This is a genomic window from Sorangium sp. So ce204, assembly GCF_051526795.1.
Lineage (GTDB): Bacteria > Myxococcota_A > Polyangia > Polyangiales > Polyangiaceae > Sorangium > Sorangium cellulosum_B.
Genome location: NZ_CP150317.1, coordinates 11,272,496 through 11,288,301, shown reverse-complemented (window position 1 = coordinate 11,288,301; position 15,806 = coordinate 11,272,496). Strand labels below are relative to the sequence as shown.

Annotated in this window: 8 protein-coding genes and 1 pseudogene; 6 read left to right on the top strand and 3 right to left on the bottom strand. The window is 73.0% G+C overall.

Annotation, left to right across the window (positions count from 1 at the left end; genetic code table 11):
• Positions 1–307: 307 nt before the first annotated feature.
• Positions 308–3,841 carry an AAA-like domain-containing protein gene (locus WMF22_RS42555; protein ID WP_438033442.1) on the bottom strand — a complete coding sequence of 1,178 codons (3,534 nt, stop codon included), beginning with the start codon at positions 3,839–3,841 and terminating at the stop codon, positions 308–310.
• 584 nt (positions 3,842–4,425) lie between these two features.
• On the opposite strand from WMF22_RS42555, the gene WMF22_RS42550 reads away from it, so the two are divergent.
• From WMF22_RS42550 to WMF22_RS42525, 6 genes are all read left to right on the top strand, one after another.
• Positions 4,426–6,420 (top strand): alpha-amylase family glycosyl hydrolase, encoded by a 1,995-nt coding sequence (locus WMF22_RS42550; protein ID WP_438033441.1) that lies wholly within the window; start codon positions 4,426–4,428, stop codon positions 6,418–6,420.
• A 39-nt stretch (positions 6,421–6,459) separates the two neighbouring features.
• Positions 6,460–7,539, top strand: coding sequence for an ABC transporter ATP-binding protein (locus WMF22_RS42545; protein ID WP_437295642.1), 1,080 nt, complete (start codon positions 6,460–6,462; stop codon positions 7,537–7,539).
• 7 nt (positions 7,540–7,546) lie between these two features.
• Positions 7,547–9,862, top strand: coding sequence for an extracellular solute-binding protein (locus WMF22_RS42540; RefSeq protein WP_438033440.1), 2,316 nt, complete (start codon positions 7,547–7,549; stop codon positions 9,860–9,862).
• A complete protein-coding gene (locus tag WMF22_RS42535; RefSeq protein ID WP_437295640.1) occupies positions 9,859–10,719 on the top strand; it encodes a sugar ABC transporter permease in 861 nt (286 codons plus the stop codon). The genes WMF22_RS42540 and WMF22_RS42535 overlap by 4 nt, the downstream gene beginning before the upstream one ends.
• A gap of 291 nt (positions 10,720–11,010) precedes the next feature.
• Positions 11,011–13,860, top strand: coding sequence for a response regulator (locus WMF22_RS42530; protein ID WP_437295639.1), 2,850 nt, complete (start codon positions 11,011–11,013; stop codon positions 13,858–13,860).
• Positions 13,854–14,777 carry a response regulator gene (locus WMF22_RS42525; protein WP_438033439.1) on the top strand — a complete coding sequence of 308 codons (924 nt, stop codon included), beginning with the start codon at positions 13,854–13,856 and terminating at the stop codon, positions 14,775–14,777. The genes WMF22_RS42530 and WMF22_RS42525 overlap by 7 nt, the downstream gene beginning before the upstream one ends.
• 28 nt (positions 14,778–14,805) lie before the next feature.
• Here the strand turns inward: WMF22_RS42525 and WMF22_RS42520 are convergent.
• Positions 14,806–15,270 (bottom strand): annotated as a pseudogene (locus tag WMF22_RS42520) (SDR family oxidoreductase); the annotation flags it as partial.
• Between the two features lie 232 nt (positions 15,271–15,502).
• Positions 15,503–15,709, bottom strand: a complete 207-nt coding sequence (locus WMF22_RS42515; protein ID WP_437295637.1) for a glucuronyl esterase domain-containing protein — start codon at positions 15,707–15,709, stop codon at positions 15,503–15,505.
• Between the last annotated feature and the right edge of the window lie 97 nt (positions 15,710–15,806).

Sequence of the window (15,806 nt, the reverse complement as noted above, 5' to 3'; positions counted from 1 at the left end):
GCCGCGCAGTGCGCGGCAGAGGGCGAGCAAGCCTGGCCGAGCATACATGGTTCCCGCTGAAGCGCGAACCATGACAAGAACGTCCGCCCCCACGGAATAAAGGTGGGAGAGGCATCCTGTGCGGCTGCTGCCAGGCGTTTCGCAGCGCGCAGCGCGCAGCGCACTGCGCACATTTTACGTGGGTTCACGTGGGTTCACGTGAGCTCGCGTGAATTCAGGTTTCGCGTGGCGTGCAACCAATAGAGAAGATCACGGCCCGCCGGGGAGCGCGCCGACACGCCCGGACAACCACCGACGATTCCCCGCTTCAGCGCACGTCCAGCCGCGGCGCTGCGCCGGCGTCCTGCTCGGGGGCGCCTGGCCACTCGGGGCACGTGGCGCGGTAGTCGATGCCGGGCATGAGCTGCGCCCACTCCTCGCGCGTGAAGTTGCGCCCGGCGTAGGCGCACGCGCGCGCCATCAGGGCCTCGGCCGCGATCGAGAAGACGCGCGCCGCGCCGTCGTTCGCGGCGGTCACGACGCGGGTGGCGTCGGGGCTGAACACGGCGTCCGTCAGCGTGACGCCCTCGGCGCGGAGGGTGATCGCCTCGCCTTGCCCGTCGACGGGGAGCACCCGCGCGATGCCGTCGCTCGACACAGCGACGAGGCGCGCGCTGTCGCTGCTGAACGCGACGGTCCGGACCGCCGCGCCGAGGCCGCTCAGAATGACGGGCTGGCCCTGGCCGTCGTTGCGCAGCAGCCGCACGCAGCCGTCGAGCGCGGCGATCGCGACGTGGCTCCCGTCCGGGCTCACCGCGATCGCGGCGATCGCCCGATCCTCGTACCCCGACGGGAGGACGCGCGGGGCGCCGCGGCCGTCCGCGGGCCAGACCTTCACGTCGGGGCCCGACGTCGCCACGATGTGCTGGCCATCCGGGCTGAACGCCGCCCGGAGCAGCCCCGCGCGCTCGTCGCGCAGCACGACGGGCTCGCCCGGGACGCCGTCCTCGAACACGCGCAGGATGCCGTTCCACGAGGTGGTGACGATCCGGGTGCCCTCCGGGCTGAAGGCGACGCCCACCACCCGGTCGTCGTGGATTCCGAGCACGATCGGCTGCCCCCGTCCATCGGCGCGCCAGATCCGCGCCGTCCTGTCGGCCGAGCCGGTGACGAGGCGGCTCCCATCGGGGCTGAAGTCGACGCTGAGCAGGTGCTCGGCGTGCCCGCGCAGGACGACGGGCTCGCCCGAGCCGTCGGCCCGGAAGACGCGCGCGGTCTTGTCGGTCCCGGCGGTGGCGATCCTGCTGCCGTCGTGGCTGACGGCGATGCCGGTCAGCGGCCCCTCGTGGCCGCGCAGGAGCAGCGGCTCGCCCGGCCCGCCGAGCCGCCACACCCGCGCGGTCCCGTCCTCCGACGCGGTGACGACGCTCGCGCCGTCGCGGCTGAAGGCGGCGCTGTTCACGACCCCCTCGTGGCCCTCGAGGACCACCGGCGCGCCCTTGCCGTCCGCGCGGAAGACGCGCGCGGTCCCATCCGCGGAGGCCGTGACCACCTCGCTGCCGTCGGTGCTGAAGGCGGCGCTGCGCACCGCGCCGTCGTGCCCGCGGAGGACGACGGGCCCACGCCGGTCCGCGCCGAGGATGCGCGCCGTTCCGTCGCCCGTCGCGAGGACGATGCGGTCGTCCACCGGGCTCGTGTCCGCGCTCTCGACGCCCGGCCCGTGCCCCTTCAGCGCCGCGGGGGCGCCGTGCCCGTCGGCGCGGACGACGTGGACCGTCCCGCTGATGGCCGTGGCGAGGATCCGGGCCCCGTCGTGGCTGAACACCGCGCGCCGGATGAGCCGCTCGCCCAGGGGCACGACGAGCGGCGGCTCGCCCTCCATGCCGTGGCGCCACACGTAGATCGCGCCGCCCGTCGTCCCCGCGACGACGCGGCTGCCATCCGGGCTGAACGCCACGCTCGTCGGCGCGGCGTCCCTCGTGCCGAGCGCGCGGACCTCGTGGCCGTCGGGGCGCCACAGGCGCACAGCGCCGTCGGTCGATGCGGTCGCCAGGAGGCTCCCGTCGTGGTTGAAGGCGACGGCGACGACGCCGCCGGGGGTGGCGGCGCGCAGCACGAGCGGCTCGTCGCGCCCGCCGAGGCGGAAGATCCTCGCGGCCCCGTCGGCCGAGGCGGTGGCGACGAGGCGGCCGTCGGGGCTGAAGGCCGCGTGGTGGACCGCGCCGCCGTGCCCGACGAGCACCTCCTGGTCGACGGCGGGGCCCCAGACCGCGTCGCCGAGCGCCTGCACCACGGCGGGGCCCGCGGGGCGGCCGCTCGCCCTGGCGGCGAGGGCCGCCTCCACGGCGAGCAGGCGCGCGCGGGGCAAGAGGCCCTCGGCGCGCTCCTTCGCCGCCTGGGCCGCGAGCCGCCGGGCGTCGTTCTCGCGCGACTCCTGCTGCGCGCGGACCAGCGCCCGCTCCTCCTTCCCCATCTGCCAGAGGAGCACGAGGCTCAGGCCGCCGAGCAGCGTGACGGCGACGGCCAGCACGGTGACGAGCCGCCGCGTCGACCGCTTCTGGCCCTCCGCCCGCGCGCAGGCGGAGAGGAACGCCCTCTCCTCCGCCGAGAGGTCCGCCCGCCCATCGCACCACGACGTGAGCTCCGCGAGCGCCGCGCCGCCGACGAGGTAGTCGTCTCTCCGCCCGTGCGACAGCCAGCGCGCGAGCGGCTCCCTCGTGGCGCGGTCCGCCTCCCGCGACAGGACCCACGCCCGGTCGAAGACCTCGCGGACGACGCGGTTGCGCACCTCGAGGTACGGCGCGCCCGAGGCCGCCGTCCGCTCCACGGAGAGCCCCGAGAGCAGCAGCGCCCGCTGGACCGGGTCCCCGGCGTCGACGCCCACCCGGTGGCCGTCGAGCAGCTGCTTGTAGAGCTGGAGGAGCGCCGGCGCCCGCCCGCAGCGGGGCCCCTGCGCCTCCACGCACCGCTCCGCGTGGCGCAGGTTCGGGTCCTCGGTCCGGCCCTGGTCGAGGAACCGCCGCGCCACGGCCTCGTCGACGTCGAGATCGCGCCGCTCTCCGGCGAGATCGGCGCAGAGCCGCTGCGTCATGTAGGGGTGCCCCGAGGTCCACGCGAAGACCGCGTCGAGCAGCGCGTCGGGGTCGGCCACGAGCCCCGTGAGGCCCGCGCGGAAGCCGCGCGCCTCGGCGCGGGTGAAGTCGTCGAGCCGGATCGGGCGGCCGATGTTGAACGGCGCGCGCGCCGGATCCGCGACGAGCTCCGAGGGCGCCGCCGCCCCGAGCAGGCAGAAGGTCAGCCGGGCGTTGGCGGGGCGCTCCGCGCGCCGGTTCACGAAGGCCCGGAGGATGGCGAAGAAATCGTCCCGCGAGAACGGGAGGGCCAGCGTGGCGTCGACCTCGTCGATGAACAGGACGATCGCGGAGGAGATCTCCACGAGCACGACGTCCTCGAGCCAGCGCAACCAGCAGTGCACCGGCCCGAGGTGCCAGTGGGCATCCCAGAACTCGTCCGGCGGCTCCAGCCCGAGCTGCTCGGCGATCTCCGACGCGATCCCGAGGTACCAGCTCACCGGCGAGGTGGTGTCGGTGCCGAGCGCCCCGAGATCGACGCTCGCGCACTCCACCTGCTCGGCGCGGAGCCGCGTCGAGACCTGGAGTCGCAGGCTGGACTTCCCGATGTGCCGGGTCGACAGCACATAGCAGAGCTCTCCGCGCAGGAGCGCGTCGAAGAGCTCTCTGTCGGCGGGGCGCTCGATATAGATCACGCCCTCGCCCACGGTCCCGCCCGCCTGGAACCGGCGCCTGTGATCTCCGGTACTGGCCTTCGCCTGATCGAGGTCGGGAGGCGCCGAGAAGGTCACGAATCTGACGGTGCCATGCGACGCCAGGACCGTCAACGGAACGACAGCCCGTGTCGCTGGCGTCCGCGGTGAAACAACAGGGCTCGCGACGTCGCGGTGAATGTCACGCGAATGTCGCGTCGACCGGATGGGCTGGCGCTCACACGATCGCGATTCGTCGGCGAAGGCGCTGGCGACGCGCGCCCCGGCCTTGCTGCGCGCCTGAGTTGCGCGCGGCGCGATTGCGTGTGCGTCGATGGTGTCGCGCCGCGAAAACCCGCTTTTACGTCCAGAAATCGTGGACCGGGCCACCGCTGCTGGTGTAGCGTTCGCGCCGTGCGAGGGGCGTTGAGGGCGGGGCAGAACCGCGTCGTGGCCGCGCCGGCCGCCGTGCCGCTGCTCGTCTGCGCATTGCGCTCCGCGGCTCGGAAGGCTCCTGTAGACACTACGGCTTTGCCTGACACTCCAGAAGCTCCCGCCGGAGCGCGCGGGCGGCCTGACCCGGCCGCGCTCGCGCCGGCCGCGCCGCTGCCCACCGGGCTCATCCGTCGAGAGGGGCCCTCGTCCGGCGCGTGTGTCGGCCCGCGTGGACGCGTGATGGCTCGATGCGCCGAGCTAAGGTGATCGCGATGGACCGGCGGCGATCGCGACTCTCTCTCTGGCGGACGGCGCGCGCGGCCGCCCTCGCGCGGGCGGCCGGGGCCGCCTCGCTCGCGCTCCTCGCGGCGGCGTGCGCCGAGCTCGACGAGGAGCCCGTGGGCTCGGCCTCCTCGCTGCGCGCGCGCGAGGGCGTGGGCGACTGGCGCGGGGAGATCATCTATCAGGTGCTGATAGACCGCTTCGCCGACGGCGACGCGGGGAACAACCACCGGGTGTCCTCGGCGCCGGGCAGGTGGCACGGCGGCGACTGGAAGGGGCTCGAGGAGGGCCTGCCCTACCTCGATGCGCTCGGCGTCACCGCGCTCTGGATCTCGCCGATCGTCAAGAACGTCGACACCGACGCCGGCGTCGACGGATACCACGGTTACTGGACGCAGGATTTCACCGAGCTGAACCCCCATTTCGGCGACCTCGCGTCGCTGCGCCGGCTCGTCGCGTCGGCCCACGATCGCGGCATGAGGGTCATCGTCGATATCGTGACGAACCACGTCGGCCAGCTGTTCTATTATGACATCAACGAGAATGGGCAGCCCGACGAGGACGTCCCCGGCGGCGGCGAGGACGGGCGCCTCCAGCTCGAGGCCGTGAACGAGTACGATCCGGAGTTCGACCCCCGCGGCGTCCAGGCGCGGACGCCGCTCGGCGAGTCGGGGCCGGCGCCGATCGTCTTCCGCCACGAGCCCGCGACCAACCACCTCCCGCCGCGGCCCGAGCTCTTCCAGGACCCCGAGGTCTACAACCGCAAGGGGCGCATCCTCGATTTCGAGGATGTCGACCAGCTCGTGCACGGCGATCTCCCGGGCGGCCTCAAGGACATCGACACCTCCCGCTGCGACGTGAAGCGGGCGATGGTCGACGTGTTCGTGCGCTGGGTCGAGCTCACCGACGTCGACGGGTTCCGCATCGACACGCTGAAGCACGTCGAGCACGAGTTCTGGCGCTATTTCACGCAGAACGTCCGGCTGCAGCTGGCGGCGATGGGCAAGACCGATTTCTTCATGTTCGGCGAGGCCTTCGACGGCAAGGACGACCTCGTCGGCAGCTTCACGAAGCACGAGGTCCCGGCCCACCCGCACGACGAAGCGCTCGGCGGCGATCTCGAGCGCGAGAACGGCGACGAGGCGGAGGGGGGCTGTCCGGGCGCCGCGCCGATCACGGGGGACTCGGTCGACTCCGTCCTGTATTTCACCCAGCATTATCGGGTCTTCCGCGACGTCTTCCGGGACGCCCGGGCCACGCGGCGGATCGAGGAGCTCTGGGACGCGCGGGCGCTCAACTACGGCGCTGAGCCGAACGCGAACGGCATCGGCGTCCCGCCGCTGAAGGCGCTCGTCAACTTCATCGACAACCACGACGTCCCGCGCTTCCTCCATGTCGGCCCGGGCGCCTCGCCCTTCAAGGCCGATCCCGAGGCGGCGCTCAAGAATGCGCTCCTGTTCCTCTTCACGGAGGAAGGCATCCCTTGCCTGTACTACGGCACGGAGCAGGGCTTCAGCGGCGGCGACGATCCGGCGAACCGCGAAGATCTCTGGGAGAGCGGCTATGACACGGAGCACCCGCTCTTCCGGTGGATCCAGCGGCTCACGGCGCTGCGCAGGGGCTACCAGGCGCTCACCGTCGGCGAGCAGCGGGTGCGCTGGTCGACGGAGCGGACGGACGAAGGGGACGAGGACGCGGGGATCTTCGCGTTCGAGCGGGGGGAGCCGGACGGCGACTATGCGCTCGTGGTGCTCAACACGCACCCCCGGAAGCAGAGCGCCACGCGCTTCAACGGGGCGGCGATGGCGACGGGGCTGACGCGGGGGACCGTGCTCGTCGACGTGCTCTCGCCCGAAAAAAAGACATATAGGGCGGGCGCGAACGGCGCTGTCACCGTCAAGCTGCCTCCGCTGAGCGGGGCGCTGCTCATCCCGGAAGACCAGATCATCCATGGTCTCTGATCCTGCCTGGCACTCCTCCCTTCCACGAGGGTCTCCAACATGGCGTCTGTCAAAGTGCGCGGACTCAACAAGCGATTCGGCCAGACCCACGTGCTGCGCGGCGTCTCGGTCGACGTGCCCGACGGCTCGTTCGCCGTCCTCGTGGGACCGAGCGGCTGCGGCAAGTCGACGCTGCTCAGGCTGCTCGCCGGGCTCGAGGAGGCGGACGACGGCACGATCGCGCTCGGCGACCGCGACGTCACGCGGCTCGAGCCGCGCGATCGCGACATCGCGATGGTGTTCCAGTCGTACGCCCTCTACCCGCACCTCACGGTGCGCGAGAACCTCGCCTTCGGCCTGAAGCTCCGGAAGACGCCGCCGGCCGAGATCGAGGCGCGCGTGAAGGAGGCGTCGGAGATGCTCGGGCTCGGCCCGCTCCTCGACCGGCACCCCCGGGCGCTCTCCGGCGGCCAGCGGCAGCGCGTGGCCATGGGCAGGGCCATCGTGCGGCGGGCGCAGCTCTTCCTGTTCGACGAGCCGCTCTCGAACCTCGACGCCGCCCTGCGCGCGCAGGTGCGGGTCGACATCCGCAAGCTGCACGACCGGCTCGGCGCGACGAGCGTCTACGTCACCCACGATCAGGTCGAGGCCATGACGCTCGCCGACGAGATCTTCGTGCTCAACAAGGGCGTCGTCGAGCAGTCGGGGCCGCCCCTCGAGGTCTTCGCCCGGCCTCGCACCCGGTTCGTGGCGAGCTTCCTCGGCAGCCCGTCCATGAACTTCGTCGAGGCGCGCCTGGAGAGCCGGGGCGACCGGTGGGTCGCGGCCCAGGGCGACCTCGCCATCGACGTCGACGCGGCCGACTTCCCGGGCGCGCTCTCGTCCGGGCGGCAGGTGACGGTCGGCGTGCGCCCGCACGAGGTGGACCTCGCGTCGGGCGACGGCGGCGCCCCGTTCGAGGTGGCGATCGTCGAGGCCCTCGGGGCCGAGTCGTATGCGCACGGCACCGTCGCGGGGGCGCCGTTCGTGGCGCGCCTCGACCCGGCCGCGCGCGTCGCGAAGGGGGACACCGTGCGGGTCGCGCTCCGCCAGGTGCACCTGTTCGACGCGGACTCCGGGCTGAGCCTGCGAGAAGCGTGAGGCGACCGTGCCCAGCCGTCGCTGTCGTCTCGCGCTCACGCTCGCCGCGTTCGCCGCGCCCGCGCTGATCCTCCTCTTGCCCGCGCTCGCGGCCGCGGCGCCGATCCGGCTGTGGCACGCCTACCGCGACGACGAGGCCAGGGCGCTCGACGCCATCGTCGCGGCCTTCGAGGGCGAGGAGGTCGAGGTCCTCGCCGTCCCGTTCGACGCCTACGCCTCGAAGCTCCAGGCCGCGATCCCGATGGGGGAGGGGCCCGACCTGTTCATCGACGCCCACGAGCGGCTCGGCGACTTCCGCGCGCGCCACCTCGTCGCGCCCGTGGGCGACGCGCTCGAGCCGGGCGGCGAGGCCGTGTTCCTGGGGCCCGCGCTCGCCGCGGTCCGGCAGGGGGGCGAGCTCCTCGGCCTGCCGATCAGCCAGAAGTGCGTGGCGCTCTACATGAACACAGCGCTCGTGAAGGAGGCCCCGGCGACCCTCGAGGACATCGCGGCGCTGGCCGGCTCGCTCCCCGAGGGCGTGTTCCCGCTCGCGTACGAGGCGTCGAACGCCTACGCGCACATGCCGATCCTCGCGGCGTTCGGCGGCGCGATGCTGGGCGAGGACGACCAGTTCGGCTTCGTCGGCCCGGGGCCCGAGCGCTCGCTCGAGCTCGTCCGCACGCTCATCGAGCGGCGGGTCGTCCCGGAGGACGCGAACGGCGCGCTGGTGACCGACCTGTTCAACGCGGGCCGCGCCGCGTTCGTGATCAGCGGGCCGTGGTTCGCGGGCGGCCTCGGGGAAGAGGCGCGGCGGCGCGCCCGCGTCGTCCCGCTCCCGAAGGTGCGCGAGACCGGCCTCCCGATGCGGCCGTTCCTGACCGTCGAGGCGGTGATGCTCTCGCCCCAGGGCGCGCGGCGCCCCGGGGCGCGGGCGCTCGCGCGCCACCTCGCGGGCGCCGCCGCCGCGGCCACGCGGCTCGAGATCGCGCGCACGCCGCCGGTGCGGAGCGACGCGGCGGTCCCGGCCGGCGATGCCTTCATCGCGGCGTTCACCGAGCAGGCCAAGGCGGCCATCCCGATGCCGACCTCGCCGGCGATGCGCTCGACCTGGGAGCCGTCCACGCGCGCGATCCGCAAGGTGCTCCGGGGCGACGCGCCCCCCGACGTCGCGCTCTCCGAGGCCAAGCGCCGGTTCGACGACGTCCGCCGGCCGCTCCCGCCCCCCGCCTCGCCGGCGCCGCTCCTCGTCGCGCTCGGCGCGCTCGCGCTGCTGCTCACGCTCCGGTGGGTCCACGCCGCGAGGGCCGCGGCCCCCGGCGCCGCGGGCTGGCGCTCGTTCCGGCGGTCGCTCGGGCGCTCGATCGGGCGATCGATCGGGCGATCGATTCCTGCCTACAAGTACGTCGCGCACGCGGTCGTCGCGATCGGCGTGCTCGTTGTGATCCCGCTCGTCATCGGCGCGGCCACGTCGCTCTTCGCCGGCAGGGGCGAGGACCTCCGGTACGTCGGCCTCGCCAACTTCATCAGCATCCTCACGGCCCGCGGCGGGCCGCTCTTCGCGAGCGGCTCGTTCTACCTCGTGCTCGCGGTGACCGTGCTCTGGACCGCGGTGAACCTCTGCCTCCACGTCCTCCTCGGCGTCTCGCTGGCGCTGCTCCTGCACCGCCCGACGCTGCGCCTCCGGGCGCTCTACCGGGTGCTGCTCATCGTGCCCTGGGCCGTGCCGAGCTACGTGACCGCGCTGTCCTGGAAGGGCATGTTCCACCGGCAGTTCGGGGCCGTCACCGGCCTCATCGAGGCGGTGAACTCCGCGCTCGGGACGAGCATCGAGCCCATCTCCTGGTTCTCGAGCTTCACGACGGCGTTCACGGCCAACGTGACGACCAACGTCTGGCTCGGGTTCCCGTTCATGATGGTCGTCACGCTGGGCGCGCTCACCGCGGTGCCGGAGGACGTGCTCGAGGCCGCCGAGGTCGACGGCGCCACGCGGTGGCAGCGTCTACGGAAAATTACGTTACCTCTGATCAAGCCGGTGCTCGCGCCCGCGGTGACGCTGGGCGCGATCTGGACGTTCAACATGTTCAACGTCGTGTTCCTCGTGTCCGGCGGCGACCCGGACGGCACCACGGACATCCTCGTCTCCGAGGCGTACCGGTGGGCGTTCACCCGCGAGGCCCAGTACGGCTACGCGGCGGCGTACTCGGTGCTCATCTTCCTGCTCTTGACGCTCGCGACGCGCGACTGGCGTCTCCGGCGGCGGCGGACGCCCGTCTCCGCCATCCCGCAGGGCGGGGCCGAGGCTGGATCGGCGCCCGTGCCGGCGGCGGCGACGGAGACCGCGTGACGCGGAGGCCCTCTCCTGTCGAGTCGATCGCGGTGCACGCCGCGCTGGTCGCGGCGGTCGCGTTCGCGCTGTACCCGGTGCTCTGGGTCGCCTCGATCGCCTTCTCCGGGGCGCGCCCGCCGGTGCCGGAGGTGCTGCCCATCCCGAACCAGCCGACGTTCGAGCACATCGTGGCGGTGGTCACGACGTCGAAGAAGGTCGGCGGCGAGGCGATCTGGCTCTTCCCCCGCCAGCTCGCCAACTCGATCGTCGTCGCGCTCGCGACGGCGGCCGTCGGCGTCTCCGTCGCGGTCCCGGCGGCGTACGCGCTCGCGCGCTTCCGGTTCCTCGGCAAGGACCGCGGCCTGCGCGCGCTGCTCGCGACGCAGATGTTCCCCACGGTCGCGAGCGCGATCCCGCTGTACCTCCTGCTCGACGCGCTCGGCCTGCTCAACTCGCGGACAGGGCTCGTGCTCTGCTACGCGTCGACGGCGGTGCCGTTCTCGATCTTCCAGCTCCGGGCGGCGTTCGAGGCGATCCCGGTCGACCTGGAGGAGGCGGCGATGGTCGACGGGGCGACGCGCTTCCAGGCTTTCCTCCGGGTCGTGCTCCCGGCGGCGCGGCCGGCGATCGCCGTGACGGCGCTGTTCGCGATCATGACGGCGTACAACGAGTTCATCCTCGCGGCGACGCTGCTCGGCAAGGAGGAGATGTTCACGCTGCCGGTGGTGCTGCAGCGGTACATCGGCGAGTACGACGCGCAGTGGGAGCGGTTCGCGGCGGGGGCGCTCCTCGTGTCGCTGCCGGTCATGGCGGCGTTCTATGGGGCGCAGCGCCACCTGATCGCGGGGCTGACGACGGGCGGCGTGAAGGGGTGAGCGCGCCGCGGTGAGCGTGGCCGCGGGCGCCCCGGCCGCCGCGCGCCGGGGCGCCGGCCGCCAGCGCCCCGGCCGCCGGCGCCGCGACCCGCGCTGCCCGGCCTCGCCGGCGCCGCGACCCGCGCTGCCCGGCCTCGCCGGCGCCGCGATCCGCGCTGCCCGGCCTCGTCCCGCTCGGGGCCGAGGGGCGTCCCTCCTACTTGCCCGCTGTGCCCCGGCGCCGCCCGTCCATGGGACCCGGCCCTCGCGGCCGTGGACGCCCGATCGCGACCCCGCTATCTCCATGAAGCCATGCCGAAGGCCGAGGATCCCCCGCCCGCCGCCGCGCCGGGGACCGCTCACGCGGACCCCCGCGCATCGGTGGGCGTGGGCGTGGGCGTAGGCGTGGGCGGCGACGCCGACGGCCGCGGCACGTTCCTGCCGCTCCCCGCCGCGCTGCAGCGGCGCCTCAGCCGGCCCTCGTGGGAGAAGTTCGTGCTCCCGCTGCTCGGCCCCCTGCTCGCGCTGCTCGTCATCGGCGCCGTCGCCACGCTCGAGGCCGCGCTCGACTGGACCGTCCCGAACCCGCCCGCGATCCTCTCGATGATCATCGTCTTCGCGGCGTTCAGCGGCGGCCTCTGGAGCGGCATCGTCACGGCGCTCATCTCGTGCGTCTTCTTCGCGCTCTACTTCTCCAAGGAGGGCGTCCTGTTAACGTACGACGAAGACAACCTCCTCCGGGTCATCGTCTACGCCGTCACCACCCCCGCCATGGCGGTGATGGCGAGCATCGCCAAGCGCCGCGCGGACGCCATGGGCGAGGCCTCGCTCGAGAACGAGCGCGAGCACTCCGCGAGCCTGCGCGCCCTGCTCATGCAGCGCCAGGCGGTCGAGGAGGAGCTCCAGCAGGCCAAGGAGGCCGCCGAGGCGGCGAGCCGCGCGAAGAGCGAGTTCCTCGCCAGCGTGAGCCACGAGATCCGCACCCCGATGAACGGCATCATCGGCATGACGTCGCTCGCGCTCCAGACCGAGCTCACCCAGGAGCAGCGCGAGTACCTCGAGATGGTCAAGATCTCGGCCGACGCGCTGCTCTCCATCATCAACGACGTCCTCGACTTCTCGAAGATCGAGGCCGGCAAGCTCGAGATCGAGCCCGTCGTCTTCGACCCGAGCGAGATCATCGGCGACGCCGTGAAGACGCTCGCGCTCCGCGCCCACGAGAAGCGGCTCGAGCTCGCCTACCACGTCGGCCCCGACGTGCCCGAGGCCCTCGTCGGCGATCCGCTGCGCCTGCGCCAGGTCCTCGTCAACCTCGTGAGCAACGCGGTGAAGTTCACCGACGCCGGCGAGGTCGTCGTCCGCGCCGAGGTCGACTCGCGCGCGCCCCTCAGCGCCGAGGAGGAGGCCAGCGCGGACAGCCAGGGCACGCCGAGCCTCTACGCGGGCGAGGTGCTCGGCGACGCCGTGGTGCTCCGCGTGAGCGTGATCGACACGGGCATCGGGATCGCCCCGGAGAAGCAGCGGGTCGTCTTCGACGCGTTCGCCCAGGCGGACGGCTCGACCACCCGCAAGTACGGCGGCACGGGGCTCGGCCTCACGATCTGCGCCCGCCTCGTCGAGATGATGGGCGGCAAGATCTGGATCGAGAGCGAGGTCGGCAAGGGCAGCACGTTCCACTTCACCCTCCAGCTCCGGGCGCTCGACGGCGCCGCCCGGTCGCGCCGCCTGGAGATCCCGAAGGACCTCCTCGGCACGAAGGTCCTCATCGCCGACGACAATGCGACAGCGCGGCGCATCCTCGCGGACACCATCGAGGGCTGGGGGATGAAGGCGGTCCCCGTCGACTCGGGGGCGGCGGCGATCGCGGCGCTCTCGGAGGACTCGGGCGTGTGGGCGCTGCCCTGGGGCAAGCCGGGGGGCAACGCGGTCGGGCCGAGCAGCTCGTTCGGCCTCGCCATCGTCGACGCCCGCATGCCGAAGGTCGACGGCTTCGCCGTGGTCGAGCACTGCCGGAAGCGCGAGATCTTGAAGGGGCGCGTCCTCGTGCTGCTCAGCTCGACGTCCGCGCAGGCGGACGTCGCCCGCTGCCGCGATCTCGGCGTCTTCGCCATGGTCACGAAGCCCGTGAAGACGTCCCACCTCCAGGAGGCCGTGTTCCACGCCTTCGGCGTCCCGACGCGGACCTCGCTCCGATCGGCCGACCCGCGCCGCGCCGCGCCCGGGCCGCGCGCCCGCGGCCTGCGCGTGCTCGTCGCCGAGGACAACGCGATCAACCAGAAGCTGATGCGCCGCTGGCTGGAGCGGCAGGGCCACCACGTGCACATCGTCGAGAACGGCCGCCTCGCCGTCGAGAAGATCGCGGGCGGGCAGTACGACGTGGCCCTGCTCGACGTGGAGATGCCCGAGATGGACGGCCTCCAGGCCGCGCGGGTCGTCCGCGCCCGCGAGCGGCGCGAGGGCGGGCACATGCCGCTCATCGTCGTGACCGCGTACGCGATGAAGGGCGACCGCGAGCGCTGCCTCCGGGCCGGCTTCGACGGCTACGTGTCGAAGCCGGTGCAGGTCGAGGAGCTCTACGACATGATCGACCGGCTGGCCGCCGGGCCCTCCGCCCTGGAGATCGAGGACCCGGCGCGCATGTCGCTCGGCGCGCCGAGCTCGTACGCGTCGGCGCCCTCGCCGGCGTCCGACAGCGGGCCGCCGAGCACCCGCTCGGAGGAGCGGCTGCAGTCCTCGCCCTCCTCGATCGCGGCCCGGCCGATGTTCGATCGCACGAAGGCGCTGGAGCGGACGGGCGGCGACGCCGATCTCCTGCGCGAGCTCGCCGAGGTCTTCCTGGAGGAGTGCCCGCGCTGGATGGGCGACATCGACGACGCGGTGGCCGCCGGCGACGCCCGCAAGCTCCAGCGGGCCGCGCACAGCCTGAAGGGCGGGGTCGACAGCTTCGGCGCGCGGGGCGCGTTCGAGGCCTCCTTCGCGCTGGAGAAGATGGCGCGCGCGAACGAGCTCGGCAGCCTGGCCGAGGCGCAGTTCGCGCTGCGGGCGCAGATCGAGCGCCTGCTCCCCGAGCTCGCCGCGTTCGTGCGCGAGGGCGCGCCGGCGGACCCGGCGCCGCCGGTGCAGGGCGAGCGGCGCTCTGACAGCGAGGTGACGCGATGGTGAGGGTGCTCGTGGTGGACGACTCCCCGATGGATCGGCGCCTCTCCGGGAGCTTGCTCAAGAAGCGCGCCGGGATGGAGCCCGTGTACGCCGAGAACGGCGTCGAGGCGCTCGAGACGATCGCCAGGTCGATGCCCGAGATCGTGCTCACCGATCTCCAGATGCCGGAGATGGACGGGCTGGAGCTGGTCGAGGCGATCCGCCGCGAGCACCCCTACCTCCCGGTGATCCTGATGACGGCGCACGGCAGCGAGGAGATCGCGGTGCAGGCGCTGCGGCGCGGCGCCGCGAGCTACGTCGCGAAGCGGAACCTCGCGGCGGAGCTCGTGAACACGGTCGAGAACGTCCTCGCGGTGGCGCGGCTCGATCGGCGGGAGCAGCAGCTCCTCTCGTGCCTGACGGCGACCGAGTCCCATTTCGAGCTCGACAACGACGTGGCGAAGGTCCCCGCGCTGGTGGGCCACGTCGAGCAGAGCCTGGGACGGATGCGGCTGTGCGACGAGACGGGCCGGATCCAGGTCGCGGTGGCGCTGCGCGAGGCGCTCGTGAACGCCATCGTGCACGGCAACCTCGAGGTCAGCTCGAAGCTGCTCGACGAGCAGCCGAGCGCCTTCTCCGCGCTCGTCGAGCGCCGCCGGGCGGAGAGCCCGTACCGGGATCGGCGCGTGCTCGTCGTGGCGCGCGAGACGCGCACCGAGGCGACGTACGTGGTGCGCGACGAGGGGCCCGGCTTCGACCCGCGCAACCTGCCGGATCCGACCGATCTCGCCAACCTGGACAAGCCGAGCGGCCGCGGCCTGATGCTGATCCGCACGTTCATGGACGAGGTGCGGCACAACGACAAGGGCAACGAGATCCGCATGGTGATGCGGTGCCGCTCGCCGGAGGCCGGCGGCGAGCCGGGCGAGGACGGCGGCTGACGCCGTCTCCGGTCGCGGCTCGGGAAGATCAGGCGGTGAAGCCGCCGTCGATCTTGAGGTTGGCGCCCGTGACGAAGGCGCCCTCGGGGCCGGCCAGGTAGGCCACCATGCCGGCGACCTCGTCGCCTTGTCCGTAGCGCTGCACGGCGATCTGGCCCTTGAACTCGGAGGCGAGCGGGCCGTCGGCCGGGTTCATGTCGGTGTCCACGGGGCCCGGCTGGACGTTGTTGACCGTGATGCCGCGCGGACCGAGATCCCGGGCCCAGCCGCGGGTCAGGCCGGCGACCGCCCCCTTGGTCGCGGCATAGATGGCCATCCCGGGGATGAGCGCTCCGTCGCTGCTGATGCTCCCGATGTTGATGATGCGCCCGCCCTCGCCCATGTGGCGGGCGGCCTCGTGCGTGGCGGCGAAGAGGCCCCTCACGTTCACCGCCATGAGGCGATCGAACTCCTCCAGCGAGGACTGATCGAGGGGGGTGATGGCGGCGACGCCGCCGCGCTGGCCACGTTCTACGTGACCGTCTTGCTGGGGATGTCGGTCCAGGCGCGGGACGGCGCGTCACGGGAGAGCCTCCGCGCGGCCGTGGAGGCCGCGATGCGGGCATGGCCTGGGCCCGACGCCCCGCGCGGTCCGTAGGCGCCCGCGTCGTCCCGTGGAGAGCTCGTGCGTGGGTCGACGCGGTGGTGAGTCGCCGAGGACGACCCGTGCGACCGGTTCGTGGGGCTCACCGAGCGCGGGCGCGCCGCGGTGAACAGGCGGCTCCGGGCGCTGCTGCGTAGACCTCCGCGATTGGCAGGACGGTTGTGTGGCCGGCTGGCGCGCTCAACCGATCTTGGTGCGGGTCGTCGAGGACGAGCAGGCCGCGTGGCACGATCATGGCGACCAGCGCATGGGTGTCGATGGGAAGATTGGCAGCGTTGGCGTTCTGCACGAATCACCGAAGTGGTTTGCGAGCGAATCATCGAGCGAGTAATTCGACATCGCCCCGTCGCAGAGGGATACGTCCGGACCGTGGTATAGAGGTGGGC

Coding starts and splice junctions, on each gene's coding strand:
- WMF22_RS42550 (WP_438033441.1), top strand. CDS start 4,426: ATGCGCCGAGCTAAGGTGATCGCGATGGACCGGCGGCGATCGCGACTC.
- WMF22_RS42545 (WP_437295642.1), top strand. CDS start 6,460: ATGGCGTCTGTCAAAGTGCGCGGACTCAACAAGCGATTCGGCCAGACC.
- WMF22_RS42530 (WP_437295639.1), top strand. CDS start 11,011: ATGCCGAAGGCCGAGGATCCCCCGCCCGCCGCCGCGCCGGGGACCGCT.
- WMF22_RS42525 (WP_438033439.1), top strand. CDS start 13,854: ATGGTGAGGGTGCTCGTGGTGGACGACTCCCCGATGGATCGGCGCCTC.